Source organism: Streptomyces sp. NPDC042371 (assembly GCF_056437465.1).
Genome location: NZ_JBWKAP010000006.1, coordinates 548,626 through 573,607, shown reverse-complemented (window position 1 = coordinate 573,607; position 24,982 = coordinate 548,626). Strand labels below are relative to the sequence as shown.

General features: G+C 70.2%; 17 protein-coding genes. 10 read left to right on the top strand and 7 right to left on the bottom strand.

The annotated features are described in order from the left end of the window. On the top strand, positions 1-327 hold a 327-nt coding region (locus AC068B_RS21615), incomplete at its 5' end, for an integrase core domain-containing protein (protein WP_478673269.1). Between the two features lie 32 nt (positions 328-359). Here AC068B_RS21615 and AC068B_RS21610 read toward each other — a convergent pair. From AC068B_RS21610 to AC068B_RS21595, 4 genes are all read right to left on the bottom strand, one after another. After that, entirely contained in the window at positions 360-1,625 is a 1,266-nt protein-coding gene (locus AC068B_RS21610; protein ID WP_478673293.1) for a S8 family peptidase, read from the bottom strand. A gap of 231 nt (positions 1,626-1,856) precedes the next feature. Next, complete coding sequence (locus AC068B_RS21605; RefSeq protein ID WP_478673268.1) at positions 1,857-2,558, bottom strand: antibiotic biosynthesis monooxygenase; 702 nt, start codon at positions 2,556-2,558, stop codon at positions 1,857-1,859. Positions 2,559-2,691: 133 nt separating this feature from the next. Further along, positions 2,692-3,504, bottom strand: coding sequence for an endolytic transglycosylase MltG (gene mltG / locus AC068B_RS21600; RefSeq protein ID WP_478673267.1), 813 nt, complete (start codon positions 3,502-3,504; stop codon positions 2,692-2,694). Between the two features lie 43 nt (positions 3,505-3,547). Continuing rightward, positions 3,548-5,356, bottom strand: a complete 1,809-nt coding sequence (locus AC068B_RS21595; protein WP_478673266.1) for an ABC transporter ATP-binding protein — start codon at positions 5,354-5,356, stop codon at positions 3,548-3,550. A gap of 94 nt (positions 5,357-5,450) precedes the next feature. Here AC068B_RS21595 and AC068B_RS21590 point away from each other — a divergent pair, with 94 nt between their 5' ends. From AC068B_RS21590 to AC068B_RS21580, 3 genes are all read left to right on the top strand, one after another. Then, positions 5,451-5,894 (top strand): MarR family winged helix-turn-helix transcriptional regulator, encoded by a 444-nt coding sequence (locus AC068B_RS21590; RefSeq protein ID WP_478673265.1) that lies wholly within the window; start codon positions 5,451-5,453, stop codon positions 5,892-5,894. A gap of 9 nt (positions 5,895-5,903) precedes the next feature. After that, positions 5,904-8,828: an FAD-binding and (Fe-S)-binding domain-containing protein gene (locus AC068B_RS21585; RefSeq protein ID WP_478673264.1), complete on the top strand. Its 2,925-nt coding sequence runs from the start codon at positions 5,904-5,906 to the stop codon at positions 8,826-8,828. Positions 8,829-8,973: 145 nt separating this feature from the next. Continuing rightward, a complete protein-coding gene (locus tag AC068B_RS21580) occupies positions 8,974-10,452 on the top strand; it encodes a Gfo/Idh/MocA family protein (protein WP_478673263.1) in 1,479 nt (492 codons plus the stop codon). 59 nt (positions 10,453-10,511) lie between these two features. Here the strand turns inward: AC068B_RS21580 and AC068B_RS21575 are convergent, their stop codons facing one another. Both AC068B_RS21575 and AC068B_RS21570 read right to left on the bottom strand, forming a co-directional pair. After that, positions 10,512-12,200: a peptide-N4-asparagine amidase gene (locus AC068B_RS21575; protein ID WP_478673262.1), complete on the bottom strand. Its 1,689-nt coding sequence runs from the start codon at positions 12,198-12,200 to the stop codon at positions 10,512-10,514. 67 nt (positions 12,201-12,267) lie between these two features. Beyond that, a complete protein-coding gene (locus AC068B_RS21570) occupies positions 12,268-13,008 on the bottom strand; it encodes a L,D-transpeptidase family protein (protein ID WP_478673261.1) in 741 nt (246 codons plus the stop codon). A gap of 203 nt (positions 13,009-13,211) precedes the next feature. On the opposite strand from AC068B_RS21570, the gene AC068B_RS21565 reads away from it, so the two are divergent. The 4 genes from AC068B_RS21565 to AC068B_RS21550 all read left to right on the top strand — a co-directional run bounded on the left by AC068B_RS21565 (position 13,212) and on the right by AC068B_RS21550 (position 20,544). Then, positions 13,212-15,062, top strand: coding sequence for an ABC transporter transmembrane domain-containing protein (locus AC068B_RS21565; protein ID WP_478673260.1), 1,851 nt, complete (start codon positions 13,212-13,214; stop codon positions 15,060-15,062). Continuing rightward, positions 15,059-16,840 carry an ABC transporter ATP-binding protein gene (locus AC068B_RS21560; protein ID WP_478673259.1) on the top strand — a complete coding sequence of 594 codons (1,782 nt, stop codon included), beginning with the start codon at positions 15,059-15,061 and terminating at the stop codon, positions 16,838-16,840. Before AC068B_RS21565 ends, AC068B_RS21560 begins: the two co-directional genes overlap by 4 nt. Positions 16,841-16,924: 84 nt before the next feature. Then, the gene (locus AC068B_RS21555; RefSeq protein WP_478673258.1) at positions 16,925-18,724 is read left to right on the top strand and encodes an ABC transporter transmembrane domain-containing protein; all 1,800 of its coding nucleotides are present in this window, start codon (positions 16,925-16,927) and stop codon (positions 18,722-18,724) included. Beyond that, positions 18,721-20,544, top strand: coding sequence for an ABC transporter ATP-binding protein (locus AC068B_RS21550; protein ID WP_478673257.1), 1,824 nt, complete (start codon positions 18,721-18,723; stop codon positions 20,542-20,544). The genes AC068B_RS21555 and AC068B_RS21550 overlap by 4 nt, the downstream gene beginning before the upstream one ends. Positions 20,545-20,603: 59 nt before the next feature. Here the strand turns inward: AC068B_RS21550 and AC068B_RS21545 are convergent, their stop codons facing one another. Further along, positions 20,604-21,398 (bottom strand): metal-dependent hydrolase, encoded by a 795-nt coding sequence (locus AC068B_RS21545; RefSeq protein ID WP_478673256.1) that lies wholly within the window; start codon positions 21,396-21,398, stop codon positions 20,604-20,606. A gap of 61 nt (positions 21,399-21,459) precedes the next feature. On the opposite strand from AC068B_RS21545, the gene AC068B_RS21540 reads away from it, so the two are divergent. Together AC068B_RS21540 and AC068B_RS21535 are read left to right on the top strand one after the other, a co-directional pair. Beyond that, the gene (locus AC068B_RS21540) at positions 21,460-24,033 is read left to right on the top strand and encodes a DEAD/DEAH box helicase (RefSeq protein ID WP_478673255.1); all 2,574 of its coding nucleotides are present in this window, start codon (positions 21,460-21,462) and stop codon (positions 24,031-24,033) included. 46 nt (positions 24,034-24,079) lie between these two features. After that, on the top strand, positions 24,080-24,982 hold the full coding sequence (locus AC068B_RS21535; protein WP_478673254.1) for an acyl-CoA thioesterase: 903 nt from the start codon (positions 24,080-24,082) through the stop codon (positions 24,980-24,982).

The window sequence follows — 24,982 nt, the reverse complement described above, 5'->3', positions numbered from 1 at the left end:
CACGGCATCACCCGCATCGAACGGGTCCTGACCGACAACGCCTGGCCCTACCGCAAAAGCTTCGCCTGGCAGCAGGCCCTGGCCGACCTCGGCGCGAGCCGCAAACTGACCCGCCCCTACCGGCCGCAGACCAACGGCAAGGTCGAACGCTTCAACCGCACCCTGCTCGACGAATGGGCCTACCTGCGGCCCTACACCAGCAACACCGAACGAACAGCGGCCCTGACAGACTTCCTGCACACCTACAACCACCACCGCAGCCACACCGCACTCGGCGGCCACCCACCCATCACCCGCGTCAACAACCCCGCGGGTCAATACACCTAGGGCCCTGGAGTCCTACGGCCCCAAGCGCCCGCCTAGGACAGGTAGAGCGTGTAGAGCAGCTTGTCCGGCGTGACGGGCGGGCTGCCCTGCAGCACCCCCGTGGTGGCGTTGTCGACAAGGCCCTTCTTCACCTGCGCCGGAGTGTCCGTGGGCCGCAAGCCGAGATGCAGCGCCGCGGCACCGGCCGCGTGCGCGGCGGCCATCGACGTGCCGCTGAGGGTGGCCGTCGCGGTGTCGCTGTCCTTCCACGCGGAGGGAATCTGCACACCCGGCGCGAACAAGGACACGCAGGAGCCGTGGTTGGAGGAGGACGCCCGGCGGTCGCCGCGGTCACTGGCCCCGACGCTGATGGTCTCCGCCACCCGGGAGGGCGAGGTGGTGCAGGCACCACCGGCCTGGCCCGAGCTGCCCGCCGCGACCGTGTAAGTGACGCCGGAGCGGATGGAGCGCCGCACCGCGCTGTCGAGGACGTCGCTGGCCGAGCCGCCGAGGCTCATGTTCGCGACCGCCGGCTTGGCGGCCTTCACCGTCACCCAGTCGATGCCCGCGATGACCCCCGAGGTGGTGCCCGAGCCCTGGCAGTCGAGGACGCGCACCGCGACCGGCCGGGCCTGCTTGGCGACCCCGTACGTCTTCCCCGCCGCGATGCCGCCCACGTGGGTGCCGTGGCCGTTGCAGTCGTCGCCATTTCGGCCGTCGCCCACGGTGTCGGTCCCGACCGAGGCACGGCCGCCGAACTCCGCGTGCGTGGTCCGCAGTCCGGTGTCGATGATGTAGATGCTCACGCCGGGGGCGGTGGTGCGGTAGGTGTACGTGGTGGACAGCGGGAGACGCCGCTGGTCGATGCGGTCCAGTCCCCAGGGCGCATTGGGCTGGGTCTGCTCCTGCGGGGCGTCGATCCGGACCCGGGTGTCCTGGCGGACGTACGCGACACGGGGGTCGGCGGCGAGCCGGGCCGCCTGCGCCCGGCTCATCCGGGCGGAGAAGCCGTGCAGCGCCGCCCGGTACACGTGCCCGAGCCGCGCTCCTTCGGCCCGGCTGAAGAGTTCGCGCGCCACTCCGGGGACGGCGGAGGAGGCGACTGCGTGGCCCGCACTTCCCGAACCCGGTTCTTTCAGAACGACGATCCAGCCGTCCGGCACGGCGGCCTCGAAGCCGCCCGCGAGCCGCAGGTCCCCGGCCCGGGCCCCGGCGGAGGAGCCGGACGCCGCGTGGGTGGCGGGGGTGACGCCGAGCAGGCCGGTGGCCGTCAGTGCGGCGGACAGCAGCACCGCTGCCTGCCGCCGACGGGAGGGCATTCTCATTCCCGGTGCACCTGAACCTTTCATCGACTGACCAGGGGTGGGGTCGGGCCATGTGCGGTGCGGTGCAGTGTCATGCGATGGGGTGCGCGGTGCGGCCGTTACTGGTGGTGCGGTGCGCGGTGCGGTCGTTACCAGTGGTGCGGCGCCGAGCGCATGCCAGCCTCTCGCGCCGCTCAATGCGGCACAAGAGGCCGGACCGGTCCTGCGGGAGTGCCGTGCCGCGGCTCAGGGCGCGGCGACGTTCACCAGGCTCCGGTACGGGAAATAGCGCGGCACGCTGGGCTGGGTGGGAGCCGGAGTGACGCCCTCCAGACCGTCGATCATCATGCCCAGCTCGACGGTGCCGCCGCTCTCGGCGAAGCGCCGCCAGGCAGACATGTCCCTCCACTCCGCGTGGTTGAGGACCCTGCGGCCGTCCTTGCTCGTGTGGAAGTGGGCCGAGAGCAGCCCCGGCGGCCTGGTCCGCTCCAGGATCGCCACGACGCCGTCGATGAACGCGCGCTGGCTGTCCGGTCCCTCGGTCTCGAACATGGGAGTGACGAGCGCCCCGGGGGTGCTTTCCGTTCCCTCGTCGGTCGCATAACTCCGGTAGAGCGAATAGCTCACCTCACCCGGCCGCTCAATGCCCAGGACCATCCGGTCGACCCTGCTGATGTCCTCGGAACGGCGGGCCGCGCGCGCCCACTCCCGGTGGGAATCGTCGTCCGTCCACTGCGCGTAGTTGAGGACCTCACGGCCGTTCTCGCTGAGGAACGTGGTGAACGACAGCATGCCCGCCGGGCGTTCCAGGTGTTCCCATTCCTCGATCACCAGGTCCGCGGCCTGCTTCTGGACCCCCGGGGCCGGCAGGGTCCAGGAGCTGACGAGGATCGTCCCGGCGTCCGCCCGCCGGACGTCGGGAAAGGCATGTGATATCGGTGCGGCCATGGTCGGCTCCTCCTGCATACTGAGCGGTACGTTCAGAGAAAAGCGTTGTACCTGAACCACGGTTGAGGTCAAGGCGAAGCAGGTATGGCGACCGATCGGACCCCCCTGGCCCATTGCCACTTCCGGTCACCTGCTACTTCGCCTTGTTGAACTCCCCCACGTTCTTCTGGTGTTCCTCAAAGCTGGATGTGAAACGCGTGTCCCCCGGTTTCACTGTGACGAAATACAGCCAGTCCCCCGGAGTCGGGTTGGTCGCCGCCCGCATGGCTTCCTCCCCGGGGTTGCCGATCGGCGTGGGCGGCAGGCCCATACGCGCATAGGTGTTGTACGGGCTGTTGATCTTCGTGTCGCGCTCGCTGGTGGCGAGCGTGGAGCGGTTGAGCGCGTAGTTGATGGTGGAGTCCATCTGCAGGGGCATGCCCTGGTCGAGGCGGTTGTAGATGACCCTGGCGACCTTGCCCATTTCCTCCTTGGAACCGGCTTCGGCCTCGATCATGCTCGCAATGGTGACGCTCTGGTAGACGTTCACGGCATTCCGGTCCGCTCCCGCCGCGACTTGGCCGACACCGAACTTCTTGCTGGCCGTGTTCACCATGTACGACAGCACGGAGGCAGGGGTCGACTGGGAGCTGAGTGGATACGTCGCGGGGAAGAGGTATCCCTCGGGGTTGCCACCCGCGTCTTTGGGGAGTTTGAGGTCGGCCTTGGGGAGGGCCTTCTTCGTGGTGCCTGCGGGCACATCCAGGGCCTTGTCCACGGCCTCGTACACCTGGCCGGAACGCCATCCCTCAGGGATGGTCAGGGTTTCGGCCCTCGTGTCGTCGTCGGGAAGCAGCAGCGGCACCGCCACGGCGGCGGCCACGGCGGCGGCTCCGGTCGCGATCAGGGCGATCCGGCCCCGTCGCGTCAGTCGAATCGTGCCCCGTCTCGGAGTCTTGGTCTGCATGCGGGCACGGTAACCCGCAAATGGTCATATTCCTGGCATATCTTCATGTCGCGGGCTCCAGTTGGGCGTCTCTGCGCACGAGGGCGGCGTAACGGCCGTCACGCTCCAGGAGCTCCTCGTGAGTGCCGCGCTCCGCGGTGCGCCCTGCCTCCAAGACCACGATCTGGTCGGCGCCGCGGACGGTGGAGAGCCGGTGGGCGATGGTGAGGGTGGTCCGGCCCGCGGACAGCGCGTCGATCGCTTCCTGCACGGCCCGCTCCGTGCGGGTGTCCAGGGCGCTGGTCGCCTCGTCGAGGATGAGGACCGGCGGATCGCGCAGGATGGTGCGGGCGATGGCCAGACGCTGCTTCTCGCCGCCGGAGAAGCGGTGGCCGCGCTCACCGACGACCGTGTCGTACCCGTCGGCGAGCGACGCGATGTGGTCGTGGATCTGGGCGGCGCGGGCGGCGGTGACGAGCTCCTCGTCGGTGGCGTCGGGCTTGGCGAAGCGAAGGTTCTCCGCGACCGAGGCATGGAAGAGATACGTCTCCTGGGAGACCACGCCGACGGCGCGCGCGAGCGTGTCGAAGTCGAGGTCGCGCACATCGACCCCGTCGAGGGTGACGCGGCCGCCCGTGACGTCGTAGAGGCGGGGCACGAGATGGCTGAGCGTCGACTTGCCGGACCCGGTGGACCCGACCACGGCGAGGCTGCCGCCCGCGGGTATCTCGATGGAGATGTCCTGGAGCGTGAGACCCGCCTTCTCCTCGTACCGGAACTCGACGTCCTCGAAGCGGACCTCGCCCTTGATCTTGTCGAGGTGCACCGGCTGCTCGGGCTCGGTGATGTCGATGGGCAGGTCGAGGTACTCGAAGATGCGCTGGAAGAGCGCGAGCGAGGTCTGGATCTGCACGCCGGTCGAGAGCAGGCTCACGGTGGGCCGGAAGAGGCCCTGCTGGAGCGAGACGAAGGCGACGAGCGTCCCGATCGACACGGTCGGACCGCCCATCTGGAAGGCGATCCCCGCGGTCCAGTAGATGACGGCGGGCATGGCGGCCATCACGATCCCGATGACGGCCATGCGCCAGCGGCCCGCCATGTTGGACCTGATCTCCAGGTCGACCAGCTGCTCGGACTCGTCGGAGAAGGACTTGGTGAGGGAGTCGGCGCGCCCCATCGTGCGGCCGAGGACGATGCCGCTCACGGAGAGGGATTCGGTGACCGTCGCGGCCATCACGGCCATCTGCTTCTGGCGCTGCGTGGCGATCTTCTTGCGTTCACGGCCGACGCGGCGGCTGATCCACACGAACACCGGGAGCAGCAGCAGCGAGACGACGGTGAGCCGCCAGTCCAGGGCCAGCATGGCGACGACGGTGGCGATGACGCTGGTGAGGTTCGAGACCAGGGACGTGGCGGTGGAGGTGACCGTCGCCTGCATGCCGCCGATGTCGTTGGCGATCCGGGACTGGACCTCGCCCGTGCGGGTGCGGGTGAAGAAGGCCAGGGACATGCTCTGCAACCGGCCGTAGACCGCGGTGCGCAGGTCGTGCATGACGCGCTGGCCCACGGATGTGCTGATCAGGGTCTGCAGGACGCCGAAGACACTCGCGACGACCGCGCTGAGGATCATGCCGAGCGCGAGCAGGCTCAGCAGGCCGGTGCGCCCCTGCGGCAGGGCGGTGTCGAGGATCTCCTTCAGCAGGAAAGGGGTCGCGACCGAGACGAGCGAGGCGGCGCAGACCAGCAGGCCCACGATCGCGAGGCGGCCTCGGTACGGCCGGAAGAGGCGAAGGATGCGGCGCATCTGGCGCGGCTGGGGCTCCTCGCCGGGGGCAGGGGGCTGCGGCGTCCAGGTGGTTTCGTCGTGACGCATGGGCTCCTACGGGTTCTCGGACGACTACGACTCGGGGAGCATAGCTCACTGTTACCTATACTCACAATGCACAAGGTCCTGGTAATGTTCCCGCATGAACACCCCGGACCCCGACGGCCTGCTCTCCGAACAGTTGCTGCGGCTGACCCGCAGGCTGCAGCGGATCCAGAAGCGCCATCTGGTGCCGATCGGCATCACGCCCGCGCAGTCCCGCCTCCTGCGCACCCTCGCGCACTACGAGACACCGCCGCGCATGGCGGACCTCGCCGAGCGCCTCGAGGTCGTGCCCCGCGCCGTGACCACGCTGGTCGACGGCCTGGAGGCGGCCGATCTCGTGCGCCGCGCGCCCGACCCCACCAATCGCCGGGTGATCCGCATCGAGCTCACCGACGCGGGCCTGAAGGCCCTGGGCGAGCTGCGCGGCGCGCGCCGGGCCGCCGCAGAGGACATCCTGGCTCCATTGGACGCCGAGCAGCGCGCGCAGCTGGGCGTCCTGCTGAACGCACTGTTCGACGTGCCGGACATCCGCCGCTGCTGAGGAGAGCTCATGCCACTGCTGGAGCCCGAGCCGGACGCCCTGCGCCCGGGTGCCGCGTCGCGCACGGACGGCCCTTCCCACGACCGCGTGCCGGACGGGCGGAGCGGCGGCACCCCTGAGCCGCTCCGCTCGGAGCTGACCGCGCTGCTCGGTGCGGACAAGGTCCTGACGAAGGTCTCCGACCTGGTGCGGTACGCATCGGACGCCAGCCCCTACCGCTTCGTGCCGCAGGTCGTGGTCGTCCCCGAGGACATCGACGACGTGTCGGCCGTCCTGTCGTACGCGCACGGCAAGGGCCGCGAAGTCGTCTTCCGCGCGGCGGGCACGTCACTGAACGGCCAGGCCCAGGGCGAGGACATCCTCGTCGACGTGCGCAAACACTGGTCGGGCGTGGAGGTGCTCGGCGACGGCGAGCGGGCCCGCATCGGCCCCGGCACGACGGTCGTGCGCGCCAACGCGACGCTCTCCCGGTTCGGCCGGGTGCTCGGTCCCGACCCGGCGAGCGCGATCGCCTGCACGGTCGGCGGCGTCGTCGCGAACAACGCGTCGGGCATGACGGCAGGCACCACCCGCAACTCCTACCGCACGGTTTCCTCGCTCACCGTCGTCCTGCCCTCCGGGACGGTCGTGGACACGGCCGAGCCTGACGCGGACGAGCAACTGGCGCACGCACAGCCCGACCTGTGCGAAGGCCTGCTGGCGATCAAGCGTGAGATCGAGGCGGACCCGCAGCTGGTGGCCCGCATCCGCGGTAAGTACGAGATCAAGAACACCAACGGCTACCGCCTCGACGCCTTCCTCGACGGCGCGACGCCCGTGGAGATCCTGCGGGGCCTGATGGTCGGCTCCGAGGGCACCTTCGGCTTCATCTCGGAGGTCGTCTTCGACACGCTGCCGCTGGACCGGCACACGTCCACCGCCCTGCTCTTCTTCCCCTCGCTGCCCGCGGCCGCCGCCGCGGTGCCGCTGTTCAACACCGCGGGCGCGCTCGCCGTCGAGTTGATGGACGGCAACACCCTGCGAGCCTCGGTCAGCGTTCAGGGAGTGCCCGCCGACTGGGCGGAGCTGCCGAAGTCGACGGCCGCGCTCCTGGTCGAGTTCCGCGCCCCGGACGAAGCGGCACAGGAGGCGTACGAAGCGGCGGCGGCGAAGGCCCTCGAAGGGCTGGAGCTGATCGCGCCCGTGCCGTCGGTGACCAATGCGTTCACGCGCGACGCCAAGACGATCGGCGGCTACTGGAAGGCGCGCAAGGCGTTCGTCACCGCCGTGGGCGGCTCCCGCCCCTCGGGGACGACGCTGATCACCGAGGACTTCGCGGTCCCGCCCGGCCGCCTCGCTGAGGCCTGCGAAGCGCTCCTGGACCTCCAGACGCGGCACGGCTTCGACGCCGCCGTCGCGGGCCACGCGGCCCACGGCAACCTGCACTTCCTGCTCGCCTTCGACGCGGCGATCCCCGCCGACGTCGAGCGCTACGCCGCCTTCATGGACGACTTCTGCCGCCAGACCGTGGAGCGTTTCGACGGCTCCCTGAAGGCCGAGCACGCCACGGGCCGCAACATCGCGCCGTTCCTGGAGCTGGAGTGGGGCCCGAAGGCGACCGAGCTGATGTGGCGCACGAAGCAGGTCATCGACCCGGACGGCGTGCTCGCACCCCGGATCGTCCTCGACCGGGACCCGAAGGCACATCTGCGCGGGCTCAAGACCATCCCCCGGGTGGAGCCGATCGCCGACCCATGCATCGAGTGCGGCTTCTGCGAACCGACCTGCCCCAGCGAGGACTTGACCACGACGCCGCGCCAGCGCATCGTGCTGCGTCGCGAGATGATGCGCCAGCCCGCGGGCTCCCCGGTGGAGGACGGCCTCGTAGAGGCGTACGGCTACGACGCCGTGGACACCTGCGCAGGCGACTCCACGTGCAGCATCGCCTGCCCGGTGGGCATCGACACGGGTGCCCTGATGAAGGAGTTCCGTCACGCGCGGCACTCGCCGCGCGAGGAGAAGGCGGCCGCTCTCGCCGCGAAGAACTTCAAGGCCGTCGAGGCGTCGGCGCGGCTCGCGGTGGCCGCCGCCGACCGGATCAGCGACCGGCTGCTCACCAAGGTCACCCGCACCGCCCGCAGGGCCGTGCGCCCGGACCTCGTCCCGGAATGGCTGCCCCATATCCCCGGGGCCGCGGCGCGCAAGCTGCCGCGCACCGCGCGCGTGGGAGCCTCCGCCGTCTACTACCCGGCATGCGTCAACCGCATCTTCGGCGGCCCGGGCGACCGCTCCCTGGCGCAGGCCGTGGTCGCCGTCTCCGCGCGCGCGGGGAAGCCGGTCTGGATTCCGGACGATGTCACGGGGACGTGCTGCGCGACGATCTGGCACTCCAAGGGGTACGACGCCGGGAACCGGGTCATGGCCAATCGCATCGTCGAAGCGGTCTGGGGCTGGACGGCGGGCGGCCGCCTGCCGCTGGTCGTCGACGCCTCGTCCTGCACGCTCGGCATCGCCCACGAGGTCGTGCCGTATCTCACCGCGGACAACCGCGAGTTGCACCGGGAGCTCACGATCGTCGATTCGATCGTCTGGGCCGCCGACGACCTGCTCCCCCACCTGACGGTGCACCGCACGATCGGCTCCGCCGTCCTGCACCCCACCTGCTCCATGCAGCACCTCGGCGACGAGGCGCAGCTCCGCGCCGTCGCCGAGGCGTGCGCGGACGAGGTGGTCGTCCCGGACGACGCGGGGTGCTGCGCCTTCGCGGGCGACCGCGGCATGCTCCACAAGGAGCTCACGGAATCGGCCACGCGCAAGGAGGCCGCGGAGGTCACCTCCCGCCCCTACGACGCGCACCTCTCGGCGAACCGCATGTGCGAGGTGGGCATGGACCACGCGACGGGCCGCGGCTATTACTCCGTACTCCTGGAACTGGAGCGCGCGACCCGTCCGTGAGGGCCCGTTCTCCACCACGGTCCGGACCCAGCGATAAATCCAACTCTTCGGCACCTCCAGTCTCTTGCGCCCCGGTCCTACCCCCGACCAGGGTGGCTTCCGCCCCAGTGGTAGAGACCAGCCGCCATTCAGCTACGGAGGTCCGATGCACGACGAGAACGTCACACCGAACCCTGAAGGCACCACCCCGGACGACGGCACCGAGAACAGGGCGGGTGACGGCCATTCGCGTCGCACGGTGCTCCGCACGGCGGGCCTCGCCGGCGCGGGGCTCGGAGTCGGCGCCTTCGCGAGCGGCACGGCGCACGCCGACGCCCCCGGCTCCGCGGCCACCGGAGCCGCCGCCACGACCGACACGGCCAAGGTGCCCGCGCGCAAGGGCGACACCATGATCGGCGTGCCGTTCCAGCGCCGCTCGACGGTCCGGGTCGGGATCATCGGCCTCGGCAACCGCGGCGGCAGCATGATCGACCTGTTCCTGGCCATCCCGGGTGTGCGCGTCGTCGCGCTCTGCGACCCGGTCAAGGACAAGACCGCGGCCGCCGCGAAGAAGGTCACGGCCGCGGGCCAGCCCGCCCCGGCGACGTACACCAAGGGCGAGAGCGATTACGAGAACCTGTGCAAGCGCGGGGACATCGACTTCGTGTACGTGGCGACGCCCTGGGACTTCCACTTCGCCATGGCGAAGTCGGCGATGCTGAACGGCAAGCACGTGGGCGTGGAGTGTCCCATCGCGCTGCGCCTCGAAGAGCTGTGGGAGCTGGTCGACCTCTCCGAGCGCACCCGCAGGCACTGCATGCAGCTGGAGAACTGCTGTTACGGCAAGAACGAGATGCGCGTCCTGCGGATGGCGCACGCGGGCAAGTTCGGTGACCTGCTGCACGGCGCGGGCGCGTACAACCACGATCTGCGCGGCCTGATGTTCGACCCCCACTACTACGAGGGTCCGTGGCGGCGCCTGTGGCACACCCGGCTGCGCGGCGACCTCTACCCCAACCACGGCTTCGGTCCGGTCGCCAACTACATGGACGTGAACCGTGGTGACCGCGCCACGCACATATCCAGCTTCGGCACGCCCTCCCTCGGCCTCGCCGAGTACCGCAAGGAGCACATGCCCGCGGGCGACCCGAGCTGGAAGGAGACGTACATCGAGAGCGACCGCACCATCAGCCTCGTCCAGACGGCGAAGGGCCGGGTGATCCGCCTCGAACACGACGTCTCGACTCCGCACCCGTACAGCCGCATCAACAGCCTGGGCGGCACGCGGGGCGTCTTCGAGGACTATCCGGAGCGCATCTACATAGAGCCGGACCACACGAACGACGAGTGGGGCGACTTCGCCAAGTACGCGGACTTCGACCACTGGTTGTGGAAGGAGCACGCCAACCCGCCCGGCGGGCACGGCGGCATGGACTACATCATGATCTTCCGTCTGATGCAGACCATGCAGCTCGGCCTCGTACCCGACTTCGACGTGTACGACGCCGCCACGTGGACGGCTCCCGTGCCGCTGAGCCATCTGTCGATCAAGGCGAAGGGCGCGCCGCAGGCGATCCCCGACTTCACCCGTGGCCTGTGGAAGAAGGAGCGGCCCGGAATGGACTCGGAGAAGCCCAAGGCGTAAGGGACTTGGGGCGGGCTGGGTTGTGGCCTGCGCGTCACCACCGAGCCCGCCCTTACCGATCAGCAGCGCCGACGGTCCTCCGTCAGGGTTCCCTGCACGGTGGCGATCGTCCGGTCGTAGCAGCCGGTGTCGCCGATCAGCCGGTAGCGCTCACGCGATGTGCCCACGGCGTGCCGCTGATCGCGGGGGACGTTTGCCGTGTACGTCGCGTCGCCGTCGTAACGGTCGTCCAGCACGGACCAGCCAGTGCGCCGACCGCCGCTCTTCGTGACGCTCTCGGCGCGGTCGCCGAGGGAGATCTCGGTGCGCAGCCGGTCACCGGCGCCGACGGTCGTGGTGCCGTCCATGGTGTACGTCCGGTCGGTGCGCACGGCGCGGTGGCCCGTCGTGACCGTCTCCCGGTCCGTCCACCCGGCCTTGAGCGCGTCCATCGACTCGCCCTCGGTCCAGCGGTGGACGGACGTGTTCCGGAGGCTTCTGGTCACGGTCGTCGCGACCCGGCCGTGCGAGGTGTTCACGTACCCCGAGACGCTGAGCCGGTGGCCGCCCTCCGTGTCCAGCCGGTGCGCCTGATCCCCCGTCCCTGGCGTGTACTTGGACGTGTTGGCGGGCGTGCCCTCCTTGTGGCCGGTCAGCCTGCCCGTGACGTGGTCGCTCTTCTCGTCCTGCCAGACCAGCACGTTGACCGGCGTGCTCCAGCCTGCCTGCGCCTCGGGGACACCGACTACGGAGACTTCCACCTGATGCGGGCGGCCGTCGTTGAGGACGCTCGCGAAGGGGGTCAGGTCGTACTCGATGGGCTTGATGTCGAAGGCGCGGGGCCCCGGAATGACGTACCAGAGGAAGGGATTGGACCAGCCGCCGGTCCAGACGGTCGGGAACGGCGCGGCGATGCCCGCCAGTTGTCCGTCGACCTTGACCTGCACCTCACGGTAGGGGCCGTGGTCGGCCTTGCAGGAGTAGGGCGCTGCGTCCGGCACGGTCAGATACCAGTACTCCTCGCAGCCGCCGCCGGAGCCGGTGGCGTACACCTCGGCGATGATGCGTTCGCTGTTGCGCGGGGTCGTGAGGGTGACGGTGCCCGCGGTGTCTCCGGTTCCCCTGGTGTCCCTGGTGTCCCCGAGGGGGATCACACGGTCGGGCGTGTTCGTGGGCTTCTGCGGCTCGTAGAACGTCAGCGTCGCCTTGACGTCGATGATGCCGGTGTACGTGTCGTTGACGACGTTCCCGATGAGCATCTCGACCTGCTGCCCGCGGCTCAGCGTCTCGCGGTAGCGGGTGACGTCCTTCTCCACGGACCAGGTGATGCCGTCGACCGACGGCTCCGGGGTCGATGTGCGCAGGACTTCGACCCCGCCGATGCGGAGGTATCCGAGACGGTCGTACTGCCGTCCCTTGACCTTTCCGTCGAGGCGCAGGACCACCTTGCCCCAGTGACCCTTGCCGCACTTCGTCGGAGGCGTGTAGTCGCCCTTGTACGGCGTGAAGTCCTTGAACTGCGCTTCGGCGACGGTCACTTCGCAGGACTTGGTGTGCGGTTTCGGTACGGGCGGCGCGGCGGTGACCGGGTCGTGCCAGTCGTCACCGAACTCCGCCGGGGGCGTTGCGGCGGAGGGCGTTTCGGCGGCGGCCGTGCCATGGGCGAGGGCGGCATTGGAGCGGATGTCGGCCGTTGCCGGTCCGGTACCGAGGAGGGTGCTCGCCGCGAGGGTCACTCCGGCGAGCATGGACATGACGCGTCTTCTCATGGGGGATTTCTATGGGCAGTTGCCGATCACCGCAATGGCGGCGATGACAACGGCGCTCCCCGGCGGCTCACGCGTCCAAATTCGCCTTGTCGCCCATGACCACGACCGGATGCTGCTTGGGGTCGAGCGTGCGCAAGAGGTACTCCATGCCCGGCTTGGCCAGGCTCACACAGCCCGACGTGCCGCTCCCGTGGTCCATGTGCAGCCAGATGCTGCCGCCCTTGGACTGGCCCTGCGGGCGCGTCGGATCGTTCGGCGGGGTGCCCTTGGCGCGGTTGTAGTCGATGGCGACGACGTAGTCGAAGTCGTGCCAGTGCGTCTTGGGCCAGTAGTGCGGGGCCTGGATGGACGCCGACTTCGTGTACGGGAGCTTGGCACCCGGGTCCGCGAGGACGCCCCCCGCGTCGGTGAGCGTGAACACGCCGACCGGGCTGCGCTTGTCGTTCTCGCGGTGGTCGGTCGTCCAGCCCTTCTTGCCGTTGTGCGCGGGCCAGCTGCGGGCCTTGTCCCAGGTGGCGCCCTTCGCCCCCGACTTCGTGTAGAGCACGACGGTCGACGTCGCCGAGTCCTCACCGTCGCCGTAGACCGCAACGACCTGACGGGCTTCCTTGGGGATCCTGGACTGCAGCCGGTCACCCACGTCGGGGATGCGTCGGAGGTCGACGGACCCGGCCTGGGCGCTCTTGCCGGGGCCGGCACCCGCGTCGTCCTTCTTCGAACCGTCGTCACTCCCGCTCGCGCAGGACGTCAGAAGGGCTCCGCAGGCCGCTGCCGCGACCACCACTCGCGCCGCACGTGCTATTCGCATCCGCCCATGGTCGCACCCAGCCCGCGGAACCCTCGCCAAGCACCGCGGCACACGCCGGGACAGGGCCGATTCTTTACCTCAGGGCGGAAAATCGTTTGCCTCGGACCACCGCGCGAGGCGAACCTTTCACGGTTTGTTACCGCCGTCCGCTCCCGCCGCCACCTCGCCGGAGCGACGGCCGCCGCACCGATTCCTGGGACGTCATGCAGATTCGCGACCTTCCGTTTCCCGACCCTGGTGTCCCCGATGCCCGGTCGGGGCCACGCTTCCTGCTGTGGCTGGGCCGCAACCAGCTCGGCGGACAGCTCAAGTCCCTCGCCTGGGGCCTGCTGCACTTCGGCGCCATCGCGGGCCTGCCCTACATGGTCGGCGTCGCCGTCGAGGCCGTGCTCGACCGTTCCGGCGGACGGCTCGCCCTCTCGGGCGCGCTGCTCGGCCTCCTCGGCATCGCCATCGCGGTGGGCGACACGATGCTGCACCGCACCGCGGTCACCAACTGGATCACGGCCGCGGCGCGCGTGCAGCAGCTCCTCGCGCGCAAGACCGCCGCGCTCGGCTCCGCGCTCACGCGGCGGGTCGCCGCCGGTGAGGTCGTGGCCGTCTCCACCGGCGACGTCGAGAAGATCGGCTGGTTCGTGGAGGCCCTGTCGCGGTTCGCGGCAGCCGCACTGACCGTCGTCCTCGTCTGCATCGGCCTCGTCGTGTACCAGCCCGCCCTCGGCGTCATCGTCGCCGTGGGCATCCCGGCGCTCGCACTCACCGTCCTTCCGCTGCTGCCCCGCGCCACACGCCGGGCGGACTTCCAGCGCGAGAAGGCGGGCCGGGCCACCGAACTGGCGTCGGACACCGTCGCCGGACTCCGGGTGCTGCGCGGCATCGGCGGCGAGGAACTCTTCCTCGACCGCTACCGCAGCGCATCCCAGGAGGTCCGCACGGCCGCCGTGCGCAGCGCCAGGATGTGGGCGGTGATCTCGGCCATCCAGGTCCTGATGCCGGGGCTGCTGCTCATCGCCGTCGTCTGGCAGGGCGTGCACCTCGCCCGCGAGGGCCGGGTCACGGTGGGTGAGCTCGTGACCGTCTACAGCGCCATCATGATGCTCAATTACCCACTGCGGCACTTCGAAGAGATCGCCATGGCGTACTCCTTCTCGCGCCCCTCCGCGAAGCGGGCAGCCCGTGTGCTCTCCCTCCAGCGGACGGCCGAGGCTGGGGGATCGCGGGACGCGGACTCTGGGGTAGCGCGGGACGCGGACTCCGAGGCCGCGGAACTGCCCACGGGTGACCTGTACGACCCGGCGACAGGACTGCTCGCACCGGCCGGGCAGCTCACCGCCGTGGTCTGCGGCGACCCGGACGAGGCAGGACGCCTCGCCGAGCGGCTCGGGGGACATCCCGCGTTCGACGAGGCCGCGGGCCTGCCGTCCGTACTCCTCGGCGACGTACCGCTGGACGATCTGCCGCTGGCCACCGCACGAACCGCCGTCCTCGTCCAGGACAAGGACCCCATCCTCCTCTCCGGAACGCTCCGTGACCTCCTCGACGTACCGGCCTCGGGAGCGGTCGGCGCCGAGGAAGCGCTGGACGCGGCGCAGTGCTCCGATGTCCTGGACGCCCTCGCGCAGGCGTCGGTGGACGACGACCCGATGGCCGCCCACCTCACGGAACGCGGCCGCTCCCTCTCCGGAGGCCAACGCCAACGCCTCGCCCTGGCCCGCTCACTGGTCACCGACCCCGAGGCACTCGTACTCGACGAGCCGACGTCCGCCGTGGACTCGCACACCGAGGCCCGGGTCGCCGACGGCATCCGGCACCTGCGCGCAGGACGCACCACCGTGGTGCTCACGTCGTCGCCACTGCTCCTGGACCGCGCCGAACGCGTCGTCTTCCTGGCCGACGGCGAGGTCACGGCGGTGGGCGCGCACCGCGAGCTGGTGCACAGCGAGCCGCGGTACCGCGCGGTCGTGACCCGCGAGACCGACGCGGAGCGTGTGGCCGCGGCCCCCGGGGCAGACACACAGACCCTGACCGATTTCGACATCGAGGAGACGGCATGATCGGCCTGGCGCCCCCGGCATACGATCCGGCGGCCCCCACGACGGCGGAGACCCTGCCCGTCGGCTCGGCCGCGACCGTGCGCACCTACGTCCGCGAACTCTTCCAGCGACACCGCCGGTCCTTCCTCCTCCTCATCCTGGTGAACACGCTCGCCGTCATCGCCTCGATGGTCGGCCCCTATCTGCTCGGAGACCTGGTCGAGAAGGTCGCGGACGACGCGCACGACCTCCACCTGGGGCTCACCATCGCCCTGTTCACGACCGCGCTCCTCGTGCAGGCCTTCTTCGTACGGGAGGTGCGGCTGCGCGGCGCGATGCTCGGCGAGCGGATGCTGGCGGATCTGCGGGAGGACTTCCTCGTACGGTCCGTCGGGCTGCCGCCCGGCGTCCTGGAGCGGGCAGGCACCGGTGACCTGCTCTCGCGCATCACCACGGACATCGACCGCCTCGCCAACGCCATGCGCGAGGCCGTGCCGCAGCTCGCCATCGGTGTGGTGTGGGTGGCACTGCTGCTCGGCGGGCTCGTCGTGACGGCACCGCCGCTGGCGCCCGCCGTGCTCGTCGCCGTGCCGCTCCTCGTCGTGGGCTGCCGCTGGTACTTCAAGCGGGCGCCTGCCGCCTACCGTTCGGAGGCCGCCGGTTACGCTGCCGTGGCCGCCGCCCTCACCGAGACCGTCGACGCGGGACGCACAGTGGAGGCCCACCGCCTCGGCCGTCGCCGCATCGAGCTCTCGGAGCGCCGCATCAAGGAATGGACCGCCTGGGAGCGGTACACCCTCTATCTGCGGTCGGTCCTCTTCCCGGTCATCAACTTCACGCATACGGCCGTGTTGTGCTCGACACTGATGATCGGCGGTGTCTTCGTCCTCCAGGGCTGGATCGGGGTGGGGCAGCTGACCACGGGCGTCCTGATCGCCCAGATGCTCGTCGACCCGCTGGGCATCATCCTGCGCTGGTACGACGAGCTTCAGGTCGCCCAGGTGTCGCTGGCCCGGCTCGTCGGCGTGCGTGACATCGAGCCGGACGCCGGTGACCCCTCCGTGGCTCCCGACGGGCGCCACGTCCGCGCCGACGACGTGCACTTCGGCTACCGCGAGGGCGTCGACGTGCTCCGCGAGGTGTCCCTCGCCGTCGAACCCGGTTCGCGTGTCGCCCTGGTCGGCCCGTCGGGCGCGGGCAAGTCGACCTTGGGCAGGCTCCTCGCCGGGATCTACGGTCCGCGCACCGGTCACGTCACCCTGGGCGGCGCCGCATTGTCGGCGATGCCCGCCGAGCAGGTGCGTGCCCATGTGGCCCTGGTCAACCAGGAACACCACGTCTTCGTGGGCTCGCTGCGCGACAACCTCCTCCTGGCCAGGACCGGGGCGCGGGACGCCGAACTGTGGGCCGCGCTCGGTGCGGTCGACGCGGCCGACTGGGCACGCGGCCTCGACGAGGGCCTCGACACCGAGGTCGGCTCGGGCGGGTTCGCACTGACGCCCGCACAAGCCCAGCAGATCGCCCTGGCGCGCCTCGTCCTCGCCGACCCGCACACGCTGGTGCTCGACGAGGCGACATCGCTCCTCGACCCCCGCGCGGCGCGGCACCTGGAGCGCTCCCTGGCCCGCGTGCTGGACGGCCGCACGGTCGTGGCGATCGCCCACCGGCTGCACACCGCGCACGACGCGGACGTCATCGCGGTGGTCGAGAGCGGGCGGATCGCGGAACTGGGCAGCCACGAGGAACTGGTGGCGGCGGACGGTGCGTACGCGGCGCTGTGGCGGTCCTGGCACGGGTAGGAAGGGACGCCGGGCGTGCGGGTGGACGGCGGGGCGTGTGAGGTGTCCTGCATTCGCTCGTACGGGGGTAGTTAAGGTACGAGAATGGCTGCACCCTCCACGGATACCGGCGTCCCCGACCAGCGCGGGCCTGCCCGCTACCTCTGGTGGGTGATCGTCAGCCAGCCGCAACGCATCGCTCTCGGTGCTCTGTTGGGCAGCGCGTGGATGGTCAGTCTGACTCTCCCCCCGTACATCCTGTCGCGCGCCATCGACGACGGCTTGCGGCCGGGCGACCGCACCGTCCTGCTGGGCTGGTGTGCGGCCCTGTTCGGCATCGGGCTCCTCAACGCCTGGCTGGCGATCATGCGGCACCGCACCATGACCCGGATCCGGCTCAACGCCTACTTCCGCACCGTGCGGGTCGTGGTCGATCACGCGACCCGGCTCGGCGCGGCGCTGCCCCGCCGGGTCTCGGCCGGTGAGGTCGTCACGATCGGTCATTCCGACGTGGGCGTCATCAGCCAGACCCTCACCGTGACGGGGCCGGGCGTGGGTGCGGTGATCGCCTACTTCGTGGTGGCGGCACTGCTGCTGTACGTCTCCGCGCTGCTCGCCGTGGTGGTACTCGTCGGCGTGCCCCTGCTCGCCGTGCTGATCGGTCCGTTCCTCGGCCGTCTGCAGGGGGCCGAGACGGCCTACCGGGAGCGTCAGGGAACACTCGCCGCGATACTCGGCGACCTCGCCGGAGGTCTCCGCGTCCTCAACGGCCTCGGCGGCAAGGGAGTGTTCGCGGCCCGCTACCGCGAAGGTTCGCGTCGGCTGCGAGACGAGGGCTACCGGGTCGGGTCGAGCATGAGCTGGATCCAGGCCTTCGGCCTCGGCCTGCCCGCCCTGTTCCTGGCCGCCGTGACCTGGCTCGCCGCACGCATGGCCGCCGAGGGCACCATCACCGTCGGCGAACTGGTGGCTGTCTATGGCTACGTGGCCGTGCTCGTCCTGCCGGTGACGTTCCTCATCGAAGGCGCCTACGACATCGGCCGGGGCCTGGTCGCCGCGCGGCGGGTCGTGGGCTTCTTGAACCTGGCACCGGGGGAATGGGAGACCGCCGCTCGTACGGAGCCGGTGCCAGGACCGAAGGAACCGTCCGTGCTGCGTGACCCGCTGTCCGGCGTGGAGGTCGCCCCCGGACTCCTCACCGCGCTCGTCAGCACGCGTGCCTCCGACGCCACGGACGTCGTCGACCGCCTCGGCCGGTTCGCTCCTTCCCTGGCCACCTGGGGATCGGTGCGCCTCGACGCCATCGCCCTGGACGAGGTCCGCACCCGGATCCTGGTCGCGGACAACGAAGCCGATCTCTTCGCCGGTACGTTGCGCGCGGCCATCTCCGGGCGATGCGCTCCGGATGAGGAGGCCATTGCCCGTGCGGTCGACGCTGCCGTGGCCCGGGACGTCGTCCTCGGCCTGCCGGACGGGCTCGAGGCCCCTCTGGACTCCCACGGCCGCAACCTGTCCGGCGGCCAGCGTCAGCGTGTCCGCATGGCCCGGGCCCTCCTCGCCGACCCCGAGGTCCTCTTGGCCGTCGAACCCACATCGGCGGTCGACGCCCACACCGAGGCGAACATGGCGGCCCACCTCCGCGCCGCCCGCACCGGCCGTACCACCCTCGTCACCAGCTCGTCCCCTCTGGTCCTCGACCAGGCCGACACGGTTTACCACCTGGTCGACGGCCGGGTAGCCGCGGTCGGCAGTCACGCCGACCTCCTCGCGCATCACCCGGACTACCGGCGTCTGGTGTCGCGCGGCACGGACGAGGGCGACCACGCGGCGGAGCAGCAGACAGCACGACGCCAGACACGCTCCCATCCTTCTGCCGAGCCGACTACTCATGAGGCCCTCCGATGACGTCGCCCCACCGCGGCCCAGCCGCGGAATCCCCCGCCCCCGGGCAGCTGCCCGTGGCCGACCGCCGCCAGGTCCGCCGCGCCGCCGTCCACCTGATCCGGCAGGACACCGGTGCCTTCATCACGATGATCGGCTTCAATGCGCTCGCGGCGGCGGCAGGCCTCACGGGTCCCTGGCTCCTCGGACGCATCATCAATACGGTCAAGGACGGCGGAGGCGTCGATGCCGTCGACCGCCTCGCCCTGGGCATCCTGGCGGGCGCACTCGCCCAGCTCCTCCTGGCACGCCACGCCCGCTACCTCGCACATCGCTTCGGCGAGCGGACCCTCGCCCGCATTCGTGAACAGTTCGTCGACCGGGCGCTGGCGCTCCCCGCCTCCGTCGTGGAACGGGCCGGTGCGGGCGATCTGACGGCCCGCGGCACCACCGACGTGGCGACCGCCGGACAGATGCTGCGCGACACCGGCCCCGATGTGTTCGTCGCGGCCGTGCAGGCGCTGTTCATCCTCGGTGCGGTCTTCCTCCTCGACCCGCTGCTCGGTGTCTGCGGTGTGCTCGGCCTCACCGGCATCTGGTTCGCCACGCGCTGGTACCTGCGGCGTGCGCGCGCCGCCTACCTCGAGCAGGGAGCGGCACACTCCGCACTGGCGGAGGTACTCGCGGCCACCGCTTCCGGAGCCCGCACCGTCGAGGCCCTGCAACTGCGCGAGCGCCGTGTCGCGGACAGCGAGGCCGAGATCGAGCGGTGCGTCACCGCCCACGACCGGACGCTGTTCCTGCGCAGCGTCCTGTTCCCCTCCATCGACATTTCGTACGCCATCCCCGTCGTCGCCGTGCTGCTCCTCGGCGGAGTGCTGCACGAACAGGGTTCCCTGAGCCTCGGCACGGTGGTCGCCGCGGCCCTGTACCTGCAGCAGCTCTCGCAGCCCTTGGACACGATCCTTCAGCAGGTCGAACAGTTGCAGAGCAGCGGCGCCTCCTTCGCCCGCGTCGAAGGCCTGGCAGCCGCCCCCAAGGGGCCGTCCGAGCCCTCCGAGCCCATCGCCGCGAGCACGGATGGCCTGGTCGGCGCCCCCGAGAACGACCGCCTCGAGGTTCAGGGAGTGCGCTTCGCCTACGACCGCGGGGCCGATGTCCTGCGCGGGGTCACCCTTTCCGTGCGCCCCGGCGAGCGCCTCGCGATCGTCGGGCCCTCGGGGGCGGGCAAGAGCACCCTGAGCCGCCTCCTGGCAGGGATCGACACTCCCGTCAGCGGAACAGTGACCGTCGGTGGCGCGCCCATCGCCGATCTGCCCCCTGACCGGCTGCGCAGGCAGGTCGTCCTCGTCACCCAGGAGCACCACGTGTTCCTCGGCACCGTCCGGGACAACCTCCTGATAGCGGCGGAGACCGCCACGGACGCCGAGCTCGGAGCAGCCCTCACCGCAGTCGGCGCCGACTGGTCGGAGAGCCTGCCGGACGGCCTCGACACGGAGCTTGGCCCCGGCGGCCACCGGCTGCACGGAGCGCAGGCCCAGCAATTGGCGCTGGCCCGAGTCGTGCTCGCCGACCCGCACACACTGATCCTCGACGAAGCCACCGCGCTGCTGGACCCGACGACAGCACGGCACACGGAGCGGGCTCTGGCCGCGGTCCTCCAAGGACGGACCGTCATCGCCATCGCCCACCGTCTGCAGACGGCCCACGACGCGGACCGCGTGGCGGTCATGCAGGACGGCCTGGTGACCGAGCTGGGTCCCCATGAGGAGCTCGTCGAAGCCGACGGCGCCTACGCCGCGCTCTGGAACTCCTGGCACGGTGAGCAGCCGGGCACGTCGTGAGCCGCGAGCGACGCGGCCGCCCTCCGGACGAAGGTGCTCCCTACAGCGAGGGAGCCCCCTCAGATGAAGTTGAGCGCGGCCGCGCCGCCCACTCCCCCGAGCAGCATGAACACCGGCATCAGCACCTTGAGCTCGATCCAGCTCCCGGCCCGGAACCGCAGCACCTTCGGCGGCCCGATCGGGTACCAGCGCTTGCGGCCGATGGGGATGGGCCACAGGATCGGGCATCCGGAGACGGTCAGGGCGTCCCCGATGTCGTGCACCAGGGCGCCGAGCACGATCGGCAGCCCCAGCCACAGATACTCCTGGCCGGGCTCGGTGAACAGCCAGTCCGCGCCGTTGCCCGGCTTGTCCAGGATCCCGGCGAGGATCCAGGCGCTCGCCGCGGCGAGCAGCCACACGAGCACATCGCTGCTCGACCCGCGGGCGGCCCGCCACAGCAGGCCTTCGATGGCGAGCACCATGTGGACGAAGAGGATCGCCAGCACCGCCCAGCGCCCGCCGAAGATCGCCAGAGCCGAGGCGCCCGCTCCGATCAGCACCGCCCACAGCCAGGTGTGCGTGAGCGTACGGTGCCCGCCCGAGCGACGCGGGTCCCCCTGTTTGCGGGTGGCCTTGTAGACGGCTGCCGAGAGCTTGTCGACGATCTCGCACAGGCCGCGGGAAAGCGGCCCGAAAGCTCTGGAGATGGTCGCCGACTTGTGGTCGAGGTCGGGCGCGAGCGCCGCTCCGGCGCAGATCAGCGCCCCTACGAGAAGGACCGGCCAAGGCATGCTGTGCCCCGCGGCCGCTGCGGCAGCGCCGACGCCTAGCCAGGCCGCCGCTCCCGACAGTGAGTGTGCCGGTCCCATCATTGTTGTTGCCCGCCCCATTTCGATTGGTCTGACGCCCCGTCGGCGACACAGCGTAGCGTTCATGATCTTCGTAGGGACCTCCGGTTCCCTCATCGGGTGGGAAGGAAGGCAAGATGGGGGTGTGACCCTTATCGATCAGCTGCCGCCCGACGCCGACCCCGATGCCCTCTTCGAAGCCTTCTCGTCGTGGGCCGAGGACCAGGGCATCACTCTCTACCCGGCCCAGGAGGAGGCGCTGATCGAGGTGGTCTCCGGGGCTAACGTGATCTTGTCCACGCCCACCGGCTCCGGCAAGAGTCTGGTCGCGGCGGGGGCCCACTTCACGGCGCTCGCCCAGGACAAGGTCACCTTCTACACGGCGCCCATCAAGGCTCTGGTGTCGGAGAAGTTCTTCGACCTGTGCAAGCTCTTCGGCACCGAGAACGTCGGCATGCTCACGGGCGACGCGTCCGTCAACTCCGACGCCCCCGTCATCTGCTGCACGGCCGAGGTCCTCGCCTCCATTGCCTTGCGGGACGGCAAGAACGCCGACATCGGCCAGGTCGTGATGGACGAGTTCCATTTCTACGCCGAGCCGGACCGCGGCTGGGCCTGGCAGATCCCGCTGCTCGAACTTCCGCAGGCGCAGTTCATCCTCATGTCGGCGACGCTCGGCGACGTCTCCATGTTCGAGAAGGACCTGACGCGCCGCACCGGCCGGCCCACCTCGGTCGTGCGGTCCGCGACACGCCCGGTGCCGCTGTCGTACGAGTACCGTCTGACGCCGATCACCGAGACGCTCACCGAGCTCCTGGAAACCAAGCAGGCGCCGGTCTACATCGTGCACTTCACGCAGGCCCAGGCGGTCGAACGTGCGCAGTCGCTGATGAGCATCAACATGTGCACGCGCGAGGAGAAGGACAAGATCGCCGACCTGATCGGCAACTTCCGCTTCACCACCAAGTTCGGCCGCAATCTCTCCCGCTACGTGCGGCACGGCATCGGCGTGCACCACGCGGGCATGCTGCCCAAGTACCGCCGTCTGGTGGAGAAGCTCGCACAGGCCGGTCTCCTCAAGGTCATCTGTGGCACGGACACCCTGGGCGTCGGCGTCAACGTCCCAATCCGCACCGTGCTGTTCACCGCGCTCACCAAGTACGACGGCACCCGTGTCCGCACGCTGCGCGCGCGGGAGTTCCATCAGATCGCCGGGCGTGCAGGGCGAGCGGGCTTCGACACGGCGGGCTTCGTGGTCGCGCAGGCGCCCGAGCACGTCATCGAGAACGAGAAGGCACTGGCGAAGGCCGGCGACGACGCGAAGAAGCGCCGCAAGGTGGTCCGCAAGAAGGCGCCCGACGGCTTCATCGCCTGGTCCGAGAGCACCTTCGAGAAGCTCATCGCCTCCGAGCCCGAGCCACTGAACTCCCGCTTCCGGGTCACGCACACCATGCTGCTGTCCGTGATCGCCCGGCCCGGCAACGCCTTCGAAGCGATGCGTCATCTCCTCGAAGACAACCACGAGCCGCGCAAGCAGCAGCTCCGGCACATTCGTCGGGCCATCGCGATCTACCGCTCCCTGCTCGACGGCGGTGTCGTGGAGAAGCTCGACGAGCCGGACTCCACGGGCCGCATCGTGCGCCTCACCGTCGACCTGCAGCAGGACTTCGCGCTCAACCAGCCGCTGTCGACGTTCGCCCTCGCCTCCTTCGAGGTCCTCGACCCCGAGTCCCCCTCCTACGCCCTTGACATGGTGTCCGTCGTCGAGTCCACCCTCGACGACCCGCGTCAGATCCTCGCGGCCCAGCAGAACAAGGCGCGGGGCGAGGCCGTGGCGCTGATGAAGGCGGACGGCGTCGAGTACGAGGACCGCATGGAGCGGCTCCAGGACATCACGTACCCCAAGCCCCTGGAGGAGCTGCTCTTCCACGCGTACAACACGTACCGCACGAGCCACCCGTGGGTCGGCGACCATCCGCTGTCCCCGAAGTCGGTCATCCGCGACATGTACGAACGGGCGATGACCTTCACGGAATTCACGTCCTTCTACGAACTCGCCCGCACCGAGGGCATCGTGCTGCGCTACCTCGCAGGCGCGTACAAGGCCCTGGAACACACCATCCCGGACGATCTGAAGTCCGAGGACCTGGAAGACCTGATCGCCTGGCTCGGCGAGATGGTCCGGCAGGTCGACTCCAGCCTCCTCGACGAGTGGGAGCAGCTGGCCAACCCCGAAGTCATGACGGCCGAGGAGGCCCAGGAGAAGGCCGACCAGGTCAAGCCAGTCACGGCCAACGCGCGCGCCTTCCGCGTCCTGGTGCGCAACGCGCTGTTCCGCCGGGTCGAGCTGGCCGCCCTCGACCACGTCGAGGAGCTGGGCGCGCTGGACGCGGAGTCCGGCTGGGACGCGGATGCCTGGGGTGAGGCCATGGACAAGTACTGGGACGAGTACGAAGATCTCGGCACCGGTCCCGACGCCCGCGGCCCCAAGTTGCTGCTCATCGAGGAGGATCCCGAGCACGGTCTGTGGCGCGTCAGGCAGACCTTCGCCGACCCGAACGGCGACCATGACTGGGGCATCAGCGCGGAGGTCGATCTCGCCGCTTCCGACGAGGAGGGCCTTGCCGTCATCCGGGTCACGGACGTCGGCCAGCTCTGAGGGCCCCGAGGATCCGCGTGCCCCGGACAGGAGTCGAGGAACTGCCATGAACAATCCCGCCGACAAGTTGGTCGATCTGCTGGACCTGGAGCAGATCGAGGTCAACATCTTCCGGGGCCGCAGCCCGAACGAGTCCTTGCAGCGCGTGTTCGGCGGGCAGGTCGCAGGCCAGGCCCTGGTGGCCGCGGGCCGTACCACCGAGGGCGACCGCCCGGTGCACTCGCTGCACGCGTACTTCCTGCGCCCGGGCCGCCCGGGCGTGCCGATCGTGTACCAGGTCGAACGGGTCAGGGACGGGCGCTCCTTCACCACGCGCCGCGTCACCGCCGTCCAGCAGGGCCGCACCATCTTCAACCTCACCGCCTCCTTCCATCAGCCCGAACAGGGCGCCTTCGAACACCAGCTGCCGCCGCGTCTGGCGGCCCCCGCTCCGGAGTCGCTGCCGACGGTCGCCGAGGAGATCAAGGAGCACCTCGGCGCACTCCCCGAGCAGTTGGAACGCATGGCACGGCGCCAGCCCTTCGACATCCGGTACGTCGACCGGCTGCGCTGGACCGCCGAGGAGATCAAGGACGCCGAGCCGCGCAGCGCGGTGTGGATGCGCGCCGTGGGGCCCCTGGGCGACGATCCGCTCGTGCACACCTGCGCGCTGACCTACGCGAGCGACATGACGCTGCTGGACGCTGTCCGCATCCCGGTCGAACCGCTCTGGGGGCCCCGCGGCTTCGACATGGCATCGCTCGACCACGCCATGTGGTTCCACCGTCCGTTCCGCGCCGACGAGTGGTTCCTCTACGACCAGGAATCCCCCATCGTCACGGGGGGCCGCGGCCTCGCCCGGGGCCGCATCTACGACACCGAGGGACGCCTCCTGGTGTCGGTGGTGCAGGAGGGGCTGTTCCGTCCGTACGGCGAGCGCCATATGGACAGTCCGACAGCCGGAGCATGA

Coding starts and splice junctions, on each gene's coding strand:
- AC068B_RS21610 (WP_478673293.1), bottom strand. CDS start 1,625: ATGCCCTCCCGTCGGCGGCAGGCAGCGGTGCTGCTGTCCGCCGCACTG.
- AC068B_RS21605 (WP_478673268.1), bottom strand. CDS start 2,558: ATGGCCGCACCGATATCACATGCCTTTCCCGACGTCCGGCGGGCGGAC.
- mltG (WP_478673267.1), bottom strand. CDS start 3,504: ATGCAGACCAAGACTCCGAGACGGGGCACGATTCGACTGACGCGACGG.
- AC068B_RS21595 (WP_478673266.1), bottom strand. CDS start 5,356: ATGCGTCACGACGAAACCACCTGGACGCCGCAGCCCCCTGCCCCCGGC.
- AC068B_RS21590 (WP_478673265.1), top strand. CDS start 5,451: ATGAACACCCCGGACCCCGACGGCCTGCTCTCCGAACAGTTGCTGCGG.
- AC068B_RS21585 (WP_478673264.1), top strand. CDS start 5,904: ATGCCACTGCTGGAGCCCGAGCCGGACGCCCTGCGCCCGGGTGCCGCG.
- AC068B_RS21580 (WP_478673263.1), top strand. CDS start 8,974: ATGCACGACGAGAACGTCACACCGAACCCTGAAGGCACCACCCCGGAC.
- AC068B_RS21575 (WP_478673262.1), bottom strand. CDS start 12,200: ATGAGAAGACGCGTCATGTCCATGCTCGCCGGAGTGACCCTCGCGGCG.
- AC068B_RS21570 (WP_478673261.1), bottom strand. CDS start 13,008: ATGCGAATAGCACGTGCGGCGCGAGTGGTGGTCGCGGCAGCGGCCTGC.
- AC068B_RS21565 (WP_478673260.1), top strand. CDS start 13,212: ATGCAGATTCGCGACCTTCCGTTTCCCGACCCTGGTGTCCCCGATGCC.
- AC068B_RS21560 (WP_478673259.1), top strand. CDS start 15,059: ATGATCGGCCTGGCGCCCCCGGCATACGATCCGGCGGCCCCCACGACG.
- AC068B_RS21555 (WP_478673258.1), top strand. CDS start 16,925: ATGGCTGCACCCTCCACGGATACCGGCGTCCCCGACCAGCGCGGGCCT.
- AC068B_RS21550 (WP_478673257.1), top strand. CDS start 18,721: ATGACGTCGCCCCACCGCGGCCCAGCCGCGGAATCCCCCGCCCCCGGG.
- AC068B_RS21545 (WP_478673256.1), bottom strand. CDS start 21,398: ATGATGGGACCGGCACACTCACTGTCGGGAGCGGCGGCCTGGCTAGGC.
- AC068B_RS21540 (WP_478673255.1), top strand. CDS start 21,460: ATGATCTTCGTAGGGACCTCCGGTTCCCTCATCGGGTGGGAAGGAAGG.
- AC068B_RS21535 (WP_478673254.1), top strand. CDS start 24,080: ATGAACAATCCCGCCGACAAGTTGGTCGATCTGCTGGACCTGGAGCAG.